Source organism: Roseateles sp. T103, from assembly GCF_057219915.1.
Genome location: NZ_JBXVVS010000004.1, coordinates 276,414 through 289,330, shown reverse-complemented (window position 1 = coordinate 289,330; position 12,917 = coordinate 276,414). Strand labels below are relative to the sequence as shown.

At 66.6% G+C, this 12,917-nt stretch carries 9 protein-coding genes; 6 read left to right on the top strand and 3 right to left on the bottom strand.

Annotated elements, in window-relative coordinates; translation table 11 throughout:
- The 6 genes from AC2EBS_RS13805 to AC2EBS_RS13780 all read left to right on the top strand — a co-directional run bounded on the left by AC2EBS_RS13805 (position 1) and on the right by AC2EBS_RS13780 (position 9,409).
- A complete protein-coding gene (locus AC2EBS_RS13805) occupies positions 1–255 on the top strand; it encodes a PP0621 family protein (protein WP_484728996.1) in 255 nt (84 codons plus the stop codon).
- On the top strand, positions 252–2,102 hold the full coding sequence (locus AC2EBS_RS13800) for a sensor histidine kinase (protein ID WP_484728995.1): 1,851 nt from the start codon (positions 252–254) through the stop codon (positions 2,100–2,102). Before AC2EBS_RS13805 ends, AC2EBS_RS13800 begins: the two co-directional genes overlap by 4 nt.
- Positions 2,099–3,613: a sigma-54-dependent transcriptional regulator gene (locus tag AC2EBS_RS13795; protein ID WP_484728994.1), complete on the top strand. Its 1,515-nt coding sequence runs from the start codon at positions 2,099–2,101 to the stop codon at positions 3,611–3,613. The genes AC2EBS_RS13800 and AC2EBS_RS13795 overlap by 4 nt, the downstream gene beginning before the upstream one ends.
- A gap of 585 nt (positions 3,614–4,198) precedes the next feature.
- Entirely contained in the window at positions 4,199–7,090 is a 2,892-nt protein-coding gene (locus AC2EBS_RS13790) for a ribonucleoside-diphosphate reductase subunit alpha (protein ID WP_484728993.1), read from the top strand.
- Positions 7,091–7,307: 217 nt separating this feature from the next.
- Complete coding sequence (locus tag AC2EBS_RS13785) at positions 7,308–8,492, top strand: ribonucleotide-diphosphate reductase subunit beta (RefSeq protein WP_484728992.1); 1,185 nt, start codon at positions 7,308–7,310, stop codon at positions 8,490–8,492.
- Positions 8,493–8,800: 308 nt separating this feature from the next.
- Positions 8,801–9,409 carry a histone gene (locus AC2EBS_RS13780; RefSeq protein ID WP_484728991.1) on the top strand — a complete coding sequence of 203 codons (609 nt, stop codon included), beginning with the start codon at positions 8,801–8,803 and terminating at the stop codon, positions 9,407–9,409.
- Between the two features lie 115 nt (positions 9,410–9,524).
- Here AC2EBS_RS13780 and AC2EBS_RS13775 read toward each other — a convergent pair whose 3' ends face one another.
- The 3 genes from AC2EBS_RS13775 to accC are packed head-to-tail and all read right to left on the bottom strand — an operon-like array spanning position 9,525 to position 12,914.
- Positions 9,525–10,619, bottom strand: coding sequence for a zinc-ribbon and DUF3426 domain-containing protein (locus AC2EBS_RS13775; RefSeq protein ID WP_484728990.1), 1,095 nt, complete (start codon positions 10,617–10,619; stop codon positions 9,525–9,527).
- A gap of 40 nt (positions 10,620–10,659) precedes the next feature.
- Positions 10,660–11,568: a 50S ribosomal protein L11 methyltransferase gene (prmA, locus tag AC2EBS_RS13770; RefSeq protein ID WP_484728989.1), complete on the bottom strand. Its 909-nt coding sequence runs from the start codon at positions 11,566–11,568 to the stop codon at positions 10,660–10,662.
- Entirely contained in the window at positions 11,565–12,914 is a 1,350-nt protein-coding gene (gene accC / locus AC2EBS_RS13765) for an acetyl-CoA carboxylase biotin carboxylase subunit (protein WP_484728988.1), read from the bottom strand. Before accC ends, prmA begins: the two co-directional genes overlap by 4 nt.
- Positions 12,915–12,917 lie beyond the last annotated feature (3 nt).

Genomic DNA, 12,917 nt, shown 5'->3' with positions numbered 1-12,917 from the left:
ATGAAATTCCTTCTGCTGATCCTCGGGCTGGGACTGGTGGCCTTGCTGCTGGGCTTCAAGAGCGCGCGCCCGCGCATGCCGCGTGGCAAGACCGAAATGCCAGGGGCTGAGGCAGCGAAGCCGGGGGCCCAGGAGATCGTCGCTTGCGCTGAGTGCGGGCTGCATCTGCCGGTGGACGAGGCCCTGCCGGGCCGCGGGGGCTACTTCTGCAGCGCTGCGCACCGCACCGCACACGAGGCCAGACATCCCTCATGAGCGGACCCTTCCGTCCCGACGCGCAGCGCAGGGCGCGCGCCGAGACCGGCGACAGTGGCTTGTCCTGGTTCGGGCCCAGCCGCCTGGACGAGGGTGACGAGGTCGCGTGGGGGCCTGCCGCCTCCGCTCCGAGCGCCAACGAAGACTCGCAGTTCTTCTTCTCCAAGCCGCAGCGGCGCTCGACGAGCCGCGGTGGGGCCTTTCAGCGCCTGTACCGTGCTTTCCTCGCCGCGCGCTCGGCCCTCGGCCTGATCCTTTTGGCCATGCAGACCATCGCCAGCCTGATGGGCGTGGCGACGCCGCGCTGGGCGCTGCCCCTGTCCGCGCTGTATGCCGTGGCGGCACTGGCTATGTGGCTGCTGCCGGCCCTGCACCGCGATGCCTCGGCGCACGCGATGGCGCGGCTGAGCAGTCCCCAATGGCTGGCCACCATAGGCCTGGACCTGCTTGTCTTCGGCGGCCTGCATGCGCTGGACGGCAGCGGCAGCGTCAGCTATAGCGCGCTTTTCGTGCTGCCGGTGCTGATGGCCGGGGTTCTGACACCGCGGCTGCAGGTGCTGGCGACTGCGGCGATGGCTGCGCTGGGCCTGCTGGGCGTGGCGTGGTGGGCGGTGCTGGGCGGCGCCGATCCGGGCCTGAGGCTCACGCAGGCTGGTTTGGCCGGAAGCGGGCTGTTTGTCATCGGCTTGCTGGCGAGTGAACTGGCGAGCCGGCTGGCCGGAGAGGAGCGCGCGGCGCGCGGCAGCCTGGAACTGGCGCGCCAGCAGGCACAGCTGAGCCAGCTGGTGATCGACGAGATGCAGGAGGGCGTGCTGGTCGTCGACCGGCGTGGCCGCGTGCGTGCAGCCAACCCCGCGGCGCGGGCGCTGCTGGCCGGTGCTGGCGGCACCCCGGCCCGTCGGGCGCCCTTCCAGCTTCGCGGCGTGCCGGCTTGGGCATCACTGGTACAGGCCGTCGAGCGTGCCTTCGGCGAGCGGGGCTGGCCGGAGGAGGGCCGCGACGTGCAGCTCGATTTCGGGGGCGGGCTGCAGCGCGCGCTGCGGCTGCGCATGCGCTTCACCCGCCAGCGAGAGCCGCAGGCGAGCGAGGATCTGTGCGTGCTCTTCATCGAGGACCTGCGCACCGTGCAGGCGCGCACGCGGCAGGAGAAGCTGGCGGCGATGGGGCGTATCTCGGCCGGTATCGCGCACGAGATCCGCAATCCGCTGGCGGCCATCGACCAGGCCAACGCGCTGCTCGCCGAGGATTGCGCCTCGGCGCCGCAGCGGCGGCTCACCGAGATGGTGGCCTCCAATGTGCAGCGATTGAAGCGCATCGTCGACGATGTGATGGAGGTGGCGCCCGGCATTGCGCCGCAACCGGTGCCTCTCGATGCGACGGCGCTGGTCGCCGAAGCCTGCGCTGACTGGGCGCAGACCAACAAGCTGCCCGGCGGCGCCGACAGCCCCCTGCTTTGCAGTCTGCCGCCGCAGCCGCTGGTGCTGCTGTTCGATACCGAACATCTGCGACGCGTGCTGGTCAATCTGCTCGACAACGCGCTACGCCATGCGGAGCCCGGCCCGGGCAGCGTGCGCGTGAGCCTGCAGGCGGTGTCGGAGCAGAGCGCCGAACTGGCGGTACTGAGCCGCGGCCCGGCGATCGCTCCCGAGGTCGAACGCCATCTGTTCGAGCCCTTCTTCTCGACGCGCAGCCGCGGTTCCGGGCTGGGTCTGTATATTTGCCGCGAGCTGTGCGAACGCTATGGTGGACGCATCGACTATCGCCGCCGCGACGATGCGGACCTGGCCGGCAACGAGTTCGTGCTCAGCCTGCGACGCATCCCGACCCCGCACAACACTGCGACATGACCGATCATTTCAGCCTCCTGGTCGTCGACGACGAGCCCGATCTGCGCACGCTCTATGAGCTGACCCTGCTGCGCGAGGGCTACGAGATGGATACCGCCGGCTCGGTGGAGGAGGCAATCGCGCATCTGCAGCAGCACGCCTACAGCGCGGTGATCACGGACATGCGACTGCCCGATGGCACGGGCCTGGATGTGCTGAACTGGCTGGAGCAGCAGGGTCGTGCGGAGAAGGCGCTCGTCATCACTGCCTACGGCTCGGCCGAGAACGCGGTGGAGGCACTCAAGGCGGGCGCCTACGACTACCTCACCAAGCCGGTGGACCTGCGGCAGTTCCGCAGCGTCGTCGCTTCGGCTCTGGGCCGCTTGCCGCCTCCGCAGACGGAGCCGGTGGCGCGCAACCCGCGCGGCGAGGCGCGCAGCGCGCGCACTCGGGCCAGCGACCGCGGCGGTTCCGGCGGCGTGGCGAGCGGCGCGCTCGGGCGTCTGGTCGGCGAGTCGGCGGCGATGCAGCAGGTGCGCGCACTGATCACCAAGGTGGCCAGGAGCATGGCTCCGGTGCTGCTGCACGGCGAGTCGGGCACCGGCAAGGAACTGGTCGCGCGCGCCATCCACGAGGTGAGTGCGCGTGCCGAGCAGCCCTTCATCGCGGTGAACTGCGGCGCGATTCCCGAGCAGCTGCTGGAGGCCGAGTTCTTCGGCTATCGCAAGGGCGCGTTCACCGGCGCGAACGAGGACCGCGAAGGCTTCTTCCAGGCCGCGCAGGGGGGCACGCTGTTCCTCGACGAGATCGGCGACCTGCCTCTGGCCATGCAGAGCAAGCTGTTGCGCGCCATTCAGGAGCGCTCGGTGCGTCCGGTGGGAGCGGTGGCCGAGGCGCCGGTGAACACGCGCATCGTCAGCGCCACGCACAAGGATCTGGCCGCCGAGGTGGCGGCCGGGCGTTTCCGCCAGGACCTGTTCTACCGGCTCAACGTGATCCAGATTCGCGTGCCGCCGCTGCGCGAGCGGCTGGAGGATCTGGCTGCGATCAGCGAGCGGGTGCTGCAGCGCATCGCGGAGGACGCCGGTGTCTCGCCGGCACCGCGGCTCACGCCGGCGGCGCTGAGCCAGATGCAGCGCTACGCCTTTCCCGGCAATGTGCGCGAGCTGGAGAACCTGCTGCATCGCGCGCTGGCACTTTCGGGAGGCGAGCAAATCGGCCCCGAGGATCTCGGGCTGCCCGAGGCCCTGCTGGACGATTCGCAGTTCGGCGCGCTCGACGTGCCGGAGGGGCCCAGCACGATCGCGCCCGCAGCGCAAGCTGCCGCTCAGCCTGCAGGCGACGCTGGTCAGGCCGAGCTGCCGGCGGACCTGGCCGTCTATCTGGACGAGGTGGAACGCAGCATCCTGCTGCGCGCGCTGGCACGCCATCGCTTCAATCGCACCGCGGCTGGCGCGGCGCTGGGGCTGTCGCTCCGACAGATGCGCTACCGCATGGCGCGCCTTGGCATCAGCGAGGACAGCGCGAGCTGATCGCGCCGGCAGGTCCGGCGAAGCTGTGACGCATTGTTTCCGCGCGTGACGCGCGCTGTCAGGGCTGGCGCACGGCCTGCAGCGCTGCGGTCTGGCAGGAGCTCAGCATTGATGCGGTCTGGCAGGCGATTTCGCGCTGTGGGCCGCGTGCTTTCTAGGCCCGGAATGCGCTGCACCGATGGCGTCGATGCACAACGCCGTTTCAAGGGCTGCAGGGCGAGCGTGGCGCGCTACTTACGGCCCGCGGGCTAGTGCTTTCCGTGCTCCGGGTCAATGGGGTTCGCACGCTATTGGTAGTGCTTGAAGGCCCTGAGGGCCCCAGATATAGTGTCCTTCCATGCTATCCTGCTGACCGAGCAAACAAGCCATGCGCTCTCACTTTGCCGCCTTCGTCGACTGCGTCGCAGCACCTGCTGCTGGCGCGCGGGGTGGCAGCGGTGAGGCGAAGGCGAGCGGGACCGATGCCGAGGTCCGCCGCTCGCCCAATTACCCCACTTTGCATGAGCGATTCCCGCGCACGCTCTGAGCGTGCCGGGTCTTGCTATTGCCGAGCGACACACAAGAACCCATCAGACGAGGAAACCTATGCAGAGCATCGCCGTCCAATCGCACGCGGAACCCTTGCCCGGTGCCCAGGCAGCCGAACCGACCGCCAAGCACTCCGCCTACGAGGCCTATCAGATCATCCGCCGCAATGGCGCGGTGGTGGCCTTCGAGCCGAGCAAGATCGCGGTGGCGCTGATGAAGGCCTTCCTCGCGGTGCACGGCACCACGGGTGCGGCGTCGGCGAGCGTGCGCGAGACGGTGGATGGCCTGACCGAGGCGGTGGTGCGTGCGTTGCTGCGCTCGCGTCCGAGCGGCGGCACCTTTCATATCGAGGATGTGCAGGATCAGGTCGAACTGGGCCTGATGCGCGGTGGCCATCACGAGGTGGCGCGCGCCTACGTGCTCTATCGCGAGCGCCGTGCGCAGGAGCGTCTGGCCAAGGGTGAGGCGGCGCAGGCCGCGGTGCAGGAAGCCGGCCTGATGGTCACCGACAAGGGTCAGCGCGTGCCGCTGGACCTCGCCAAGCTGTCGGCGCTGATCAGTTCCAGCTGCGAGGGCCTGGGCGCCGACGTGAAGCCCGAGCCCATCCTGGCGGAGACCAAGCGCAATCTGTACGACGGCGTGCCCATCGACGAGGTCTACAAGGCCGCCATCCTGGCCGCGCGCACCTTGATCGAGAAGGACCCGGCCTACACGCGCGCCACCGCCCGCCTGCTGATGCACACCATCCGCAAGGAGATCCTCGGCGAAGAGGTGACGCAGGCCGAGATGGTCACGCGCTACGCCGAGTACTTCCCTCAGTTCATCAAGAAGGGCGTGCAGGCCGAGCTGCTGGACGACAAGCTGCAGCAGTACGACCTGGCCAAGCTGGGCGCTGCGCTGAAGGCCGAGCGCGACCTGCAGTTCGACTATCTGGGCCTGCAGACGCTGTTCGACCGCTACTTCCTGCATGTGGACGGCACGCGCATCGAGATGCCGCAGGCCTTCTTCATGCGCGTGGCCATGGGCCTGGCGCTCAACGAGATCGACCGCGAGGCGCGCGCCATCGAGTTCTACGAGGTGCTGTCCAGCTTCGATTTCATGAGCTCGACGCCGACGCTGTTCAACTCCGGCACGCGCCGCTCGCAGCTGTCCAGCTGCTACCTGACCACGGTGTCCGACGACCTCGAAGGCATCTACGAGGCGCTGAAGGAGAACGCGCTGCTGTCCAAGTTCGCTGGCGGCCTGGGCAACGACTGGACCCCGGTGCGCGCGCTGGGCTCGCACATCAAGGGCACCAACGGCAAGAGCCAGGGCGTCGTGCCCTTCCTGAAGGTGGTCAACGACACCGCGGTGGCCGTCAACCAAGGCGGCAAGCGCAAGGGTGCGGTCTGCGCCTATCTGGAGAGCTGGCACCTGGACATCGAGGAGTTCCTCGAGCTGCGCAAGAACACTGGCGACGACCGCCGCCGAACGCACGACATGAACACCGCAAACTGGATTCCGGACCTGTTCATGCGCCGCGTGATCGAGGGTGGTGACTGGACGCTGTTCTCGCCGTCGAGCTGCCCGGACCTGCATGACAAGTTCGGCAAGGCCTTCGAGGAAGCCTATGTGGCCTACGAGGCCAAGGCCGACCGCGGCGAGATCAAGCCCTTCAAGCGCATGCAGGCCAAAGACCTGTGGCGCAAGATGCTGACCATGCTGTTCGAGACCGGCCATCCCTGGATCACCTTCAAGGATGCCTGCAATGTGCGCTCGCCGCAGCAGCATGTGGGCGTGGTGCATTCGTCCAACCTGTGCACCGAGATCACGCTGAACACCAACGACAACGAGATCGCGGTCTGCAACCTGGGCTCGGTGAACCTGGCCCAGCATCTGAAGGACGGCGGCATCGACCATGAGAAGCTGAAGAAGACGGTGTCGACGGCGATGCGCATGCTCGACAACGTCATCGACATCAACTACTACGCGGTCAAGAAGGCGCGCGATTCCAACTTGCGCCACCGTCCGGTGGGTCTGGGCGTGATGGGCTTCCAGGATGCGCTGTACCAGCTGCGCACGCCCTATGCGTCGCAAGCCGCGGTGGAGTTCGCCGATCGCTCGATGGAAGCCGTCTGCTACTACGCCTACTGGGCCTCGACCCAACTGGCCGAGGAGCGCGGTCGCTACTCCAGCTACCGCGGCTCGCTGTGGGACCGCGGCATCCTGCCTATCGATTCGCTGGACCTGCTGGCCGAGCAGCGCGGCGGCTACGTCGAGGTCGATCGCTCGACGACGATGGACTGGAACGCGCTGCGCCAGCGCATCGCCGCCCACGGCATGCGCAACAGCAACTGCGTGGCGATTGCGCCGACCGCGACGATTTCCAACATCATCGGCGTCGACGCATCGATCGAGCCCTGCTTCGGCAACCTGTCGGTGAAGTCCAACCTCTCCGGCGAGTTCACCGTGGTCAACGAGTACCTGGTGCGCGATCTGAAGAAGCTGGGCCTGTGGGACGACGTGATGGTCATGGACCTCAAGCACTTCGACGGCTCGCTGCGCCGCATCGACCGCGTGCCCGAGGAGCTCAAGGCCTTGTATGCGACGGCCTTCGAGGTGGAGCCGGTGTGGCTGGTGGAAGCCGCTGCGCGACGCCAGAAGTGGATCGACCAGGCGCAGAGCCTGAACATCTACATGGCCGGTGCTTCGGGCAAGAGGCTGGACGAGACCTACAAGCTGGCCTGGGAGCGCGGCCTGAAGACGACCTACTACCTGCGCACGATCGGCGCCACTCATGCCGAGAAGAGCACGGTGTCCAAGGCGGGACAGCTCAACGCAGTGTCGGCATCGGCACCGGTGATGGCATCGGCGCCGGCTGCAGTGGCAGCGGCAACGGAAGAGGCGGTGCCCGCCACCGACATCAAGTTCTGCTCCATCGACAACCCGGACTGCGAGGCTTGTCAGTAAGGCCGTGAGTGGGCGATGAGAAAGATGCTCATCGCCCGTTTGCCCCGTGTTCATCGGCTTGTCCGGCCGATGGGTCTGCACCGAAGGACGATGCCGAGGACTTTGTGCCTGATGCATTTCGATGCAACTCAGCAACAGCGCGATGCGCGCGCTGTCAAGAAGTCCTTGGTGTTTTCGACACAACACTCTGATAATTCGACTCGATAGGAAATCCACCATGCTGGTTTGGGAAGACGACCTGAAGCCCTCTCACAGCGCTGCATCTAGCGCCAGCCCCAACATCGCTCCGGCACTGCAGCCGGTGGCGGCGGCTACGGTCTCCGCTTCTCACGCGCCCCAGCGCCAGACACAAGCTGCCTCGGGCACTGCGGTCGACAAGTCGCAGCGTCGCGTCAACGTCGCAGACAAGCGCATCATCAACGGCCAGACCGACGTCAACCAACTGGTGCCCTTCAAGTACAAGTGGGCCTGGGAGAAGTACCTCGCCACCTGCGCGAACCACTGGATGCCGCAAGAGATCAACATGTCTCGCGACATCGCGCTGTGGAAGGACCCGAACGGACTGAGCGAAGACGAGCGCCGCATCATCAAGCGCAACCTCGGCTTCTTCGTCACGGCCGATTCGCTGGCTGCGAACAACATCACTCTGGGCACCTACCGCCACATCACCGCGCCCGAGTGCCGCCAGTTCCTGCTGCGCCAGGCCTTCGAAGAGGCCATCCACACGCACGCCTATCAGTACATCGTCGAGTCGCTCGGTCTGGACGAGAGCGAGATCTTCAATGCCTATCACGAGGTCTCGTCGATCCGCGACAAGGACGAGTTCCTGATCCCCTTCATCGACGCGATCATGGACCCGCACTTCCGCACCGGCACGCCCGAGGCGGACCAGACCCTGCTGAAGTCGCTGATCGTCTTTGCCTGCCTAATGGAAGGCCTGTTCTTCTACGTCGGCTTCACGCAGATCCTGGCGATGGGCCGGCAGAACAAGATGACCGGTGCCGCCGAGCAGTACCAGTACATCCTGCGTGACGAGTCCATGCACTGCAATTTCGGCATCGACTTGATCAACCAGATCAAGTTGGAGAACCCGCATCTGTGGAATGCCGAGTTCAAGGCCGAGATCAAGGCGCTGTTCCTGAAGGCCGTCGAGCTCGAGTACCGCTATGCCGAGGACACCATGCCGCGCGGCGTGCTGGGTCTGAATGCCTCGATGTTCAAGGGCTACCTGCGCTACATCGCGAACCGTCGTGCCACCCAGATCGGGCTGGAGGAACTCTTCCCTAACGAGGAGAATCCCTTCCCCTGGATGAGCGAAATGATTGACCTGAAGAAGGAGCGTAACTTCTTCGAGACGCGCGTCATCGAATACCAATCGGGTGGTGCGCTGTCGTGGGACTGAGCCTGGACACAAGACAAGCCCTGCGGTTTGTCTTGTGCCTGGCGAAGGCCAAGTCGCCTGCAAGCGACTTGGCTGAGTAAGCGAAGGCCCTTTGCCGTCGCCCTCAGCTCACTTTGTATTTTTGTTTGGAAGTCGTTGAGATTGGCAGTGCCCGTGACCCTGGCCACAGAAGCCGGGGCGAGGGTGCTGCAAACCGATTCACCGCACCGGAGCGCTCCTCCTGGGCGACTTTGGGTGGTGAATAGCTGCAGCGTGGCGGACCGGTCTGCCGCGTGCAGTGATCTTGCAACTTGATCAAGGAGAACTGTATGGCAACTGCAAAGAAGGCCGCTCCGGCCAAGAAGGCTGCTCCCGCGAAGAAGGCTGCAGTCAAGAAGGCCGCCCCGGCGAAGAAGGCCGCTCCGGCCAAGAAGGCTGCGCCGGCGAAGAAGGCTGCTGCTCCGAAGAAGGCCGCACCGGCGAAGAAGGCTGCTGCTCCGAAGAAGGCTGCACCGGCGAAGAAGGCTGCTGCTCCGAAGAAGGCTGCACCGGCGAAGAAGGCTGCTGCTCCGAAGAAGGCCGCACCGGCGAAGAAGGCTGCTGCTCCGAAGAAGGCTGCACCGGCGAAGAAGGCTGCTGCCCCGAAGAAGGCTGCACCGGCCAAGAAGGCTGCTGCGCCCAAGAAGGCTGCTGCCCCCAAGAAGGCTGCTGCCCCCAAGAAGGCTGCTGCCCCCAAGAAGGCTGCAGTGAAGAAGGCTGCCGCCAAGCCTGCTGCTGCGTCGAAGCCGCCTGCGAAGAAGGCCGCCAAGAAGCCGGCTGCCAAGAAGCCTGCCCCTGCGCCTGCTGCTGCGCCCGCTGCGGCTCCTGCTGCGCCGGCCGCGAAGACCGCGCTGAGCCCGCAAGCTGCCTGGCCGTTCCCGACCGGCAACAAGCCCTAAGCAGGCTTAAGAAGCCGAGCTTTGGCTCGCATGAGACCCGGCCTCGGCCGGGTCTTTTTTTGCCTGGGATTTTCTCGAGCGCTGAGCCCTGAGCGCGAGTCGATCGGCGCCCTGCTCAGGGGTGGAAGATCTCGATCGTGTAGCCGCTGACTCGCTGGGTGCCGGTGCTGAACATCAGCTGCAGCGTCATCTCGCCCTGGCCGGCAATTCGGTCGGCCCTGGTGTCGAAGTCTGTCGGCTTGAGCATGCGACGAGACACCACTGCACCGTTGCCGTCGGTCAGCGTGAGGTCGACCCATGGCAGTGCTACCGCGTGACCGGCCTTGTTGCGCAGGCTGAGCTTGAGCTTGTAGTTGTTGCCGTTGCCGGCCACGCTCAGGCTGCTGCTGTCCACGGTGAGCGCATCGATGCGCCGCCAGGGCTGCAGCTCGCAGCCAGCTGCCGAACACATGGCCTGCAGCGCAGGCTCGCTGGCCGGGAACACGGCTGCCAGTGCATCGCGGAACTGCCAGGTGGCCTGCGCGGTGAGCAGCAGCACGAGCAGCGACGCCGCGCCTGCCAGGGCGGCGCGGACCTTGGGGCGCTTCCAGCGCGACGCATTCTCTGCATGGCGCAGGAAGCTCGCCTGCGGCGCGGCAGTCGTGTCGGTCGCTGGCGCGACACTCGTTCCCGGGGCGAGCGCCTGATCAGGCCCGTGCGCATCGACGAGGCCTGCCGGCGCCACGGCGGGCTCGAAGGCAGGCGCTGGGCTGGGTTCCAACGCGGGTTCCGTCGCTGCCGGCGTCGGGTCGCCGAAATGACTCGGTTCGCCGAAGTAGGGCTCGCGGCGACTGTCCTGAAAGCCGCTGGCCGCCGGCTCGATCGGCGCGGGTGGCGGCAGGTCGACGTCGATTTCGACGTCGGGCGATTCCGCTTGCCGTCGTTCCTGGACCGGTGGGCTCTCTTCGCGAGGCAGTACCCAGGTGGTCTCGTCCTGAGGTCGAGCGGCAGCAGGCAGATCGCTACCGGGTTCATCCACCAGCGGCTCGGCTGCGGCCGAGGGCTGCGGCCAGGGAGGCGGCGCTTCGCGCTCGATATCGAAGAGCTGCTCGCGCGCATCGAACACCTCGGCGCAGCGACCGCAGCGCACCCAGCCTTCGGACACGCGCAGCTGATCCTCGACCACCCGGAAGATGGTGCCGCAAGCGGTACAACGGGTGGCCAGACTCATGCCAGCATCATGCCATGAGCCAGGGGCAGTTCATCCCGGGTCAGTCCCGGTGCGCCGTCATCAGTATCCATCCGTCTTCTTGGTCAGACACTTCCAGCGCCAGCCAGGGGGCGTAGGCGGCTTTCAGCTCTTCGGCCTGTCGCGCCAGGATGCCGGCCAATACGATGTCGCCGCCCGGCGCGAGGTGTTGGCACAGCAGTGGCGCCAGCAACTTCAGCGGAGAGGCCAGGATGTTGGCCAGCACCAGCGGGTAGCTGCCTGCGGCCATGTCGGGAAGGCCGGAGCGCAGCGTCACGCCGTTGGCTGCTGCATTGGTCTGTGTCGAACTGACCGCGGCCGGATCGATGTCGACCGCGTCGATGCTTCGTGCGCCATGCAGCGCTGCGCCGATGGCCAGGATGCCCGAGCCGCAACCGTAGTCGAGCACGCGCGTCCAGGATGGCGCCTTGTCGGCATGGCGGGCGATCCAGCGCAGGCACATGCGGGTGGTCGGGTGCGTGCCGGTGCCGAAAGCCAGACCAGGGTCCAGGCGCATCACGCGCTTGGCCTGTGCCGGCGCTTCGTGCCAGGAGGGCACGATCCAGAACTCGGGCGTCACCTCCACTGGCGCGAACTGCGACTGCGTCAGCCGCACCCAGTCCTGCTCGGCCACGGCCTGTATGGTCTGCACATGCACATCGCACGCCCAGTCCTGCGCGAGCAGCAGCGTAGCCGCTTCGGTGGCCTCGGCCTCGGTGGCGAACAGCGCCTTGACGACCGAGCGCTCCCAGCCCGGCTTGGGTGCGGGCATGCCGGGCTCACCGAACAGGGCCTTCTCGGCATCGGTGTCCGCGTCCGCATCCTCGACAGAGACGGCCAGCGATTCGACCTCCATCAGTGCGTCGCTGACGGTCTCGACGTCCGCCTCGCGGCAGATCAGCACCAACTCGTGCAGCGCACTCGTGCTCATCGCTTGTGCTCGCTCATCCAGTGCTCGAGGTAATGGATGCTGGTGCCGCCCTCGATGAATTTGGCGTCGGCCATCAGTTCGCGGTGCAGCGGGATGTTGGTCTGGATGCCTTCCACCACCGTCTCTGACAACGCAATGCGCATGCGCGCCAGCGCCTGATCGCGCGTATCGCCGTGCACGATGATCTTGCCGATCATCGAGTCGTAATTGGGCGGCACGAAGTAGTTCGTGTAGGCATGCGAATCGACGCGCACACCGGGGCCGCCGGGTGCATGCCACGTGGTGATGCGGCCCGGCGAGGGCACGAACTTCACCGGGTCCTCGGCGTTGATGCGGCACTCGATCGCGTGGCCGCGCATCGTGATGTTGCGCTGGGCGAAGGGCAGCTTCTCGCCGGCGGCGATGCGGATCTGCATCGCGACGATGTCGATGCCGGTCACCATCTCGGTGACCGGGTGCTCGACCTGCACGCGCGTGTTCATTTCGATGAAATAGAACTCGCCGTTCTCGTAGAGGAACTCGAAGGTGCCGGCGCCACGGTAGCCCATCTTCTTGCACGCGGTGGCGCAGCGGTCGCCGATCCTCTCGATCGTGCGACGGGGGATGCCGGGGGCGGGGGCCTCCTCGATGATCTTCTGGTGGCGGCGCTGCATCGAGCAATCGCGCTCGCCCAGCCAGACGGCGTTCTTGTACCCGTCGGCCAGCACCTGGATCTCCACATGGCGCGGGTTCTCGAGGAACTTCTCCATGTAGACCTCGGGATTGCCGAAGGCTGCGCTTGCCTCGGACTTGGTCATCTGCACCGCATTGACCAGTGCCGCCTCGGTGTGCACGACACGCATGCCGCGCCCGCCACCACCGCCGGCGGCCTTGATGATCACCGGATAGCCGACCGAGCGCGCGATGCGCACGATCTCCTTGGGATCGTCGGGCAGTGCACCCTCGGAGCCGGGCACGCAGGGCACGCCGGCGCGGATCATCGCCTGCTTGGCGGAGACCTTGTCGCCCATCATGCGGATGTTGTCCGGCGTCGGGCCGATGAAGGTGAAGCCGCTGCGCTCCACACGCTCGGCGAAGTCCGCGTTCTCGCTGAGAAAGCCGTAGCCCGGGTGGATGGCCTCTGCATCGGTCACCTCGGCGGTGGCGATGATGGCCGGCATGCTCAGATAGCTCTGTGCCGACGGGGCCGGGCCGATGCACACGGCCTCGTCGGCCAGCTTCACGTACTTGGCGTCGCGGTCGGCTTCGGAATAGACGACCACGGACTTGATGCCCAGTTCCCGGCAGGCGCGCTGGATGCGCAGCGCAATCTCGCCTCGATTGGCGATGAGGATCTTCTTGAACATCGC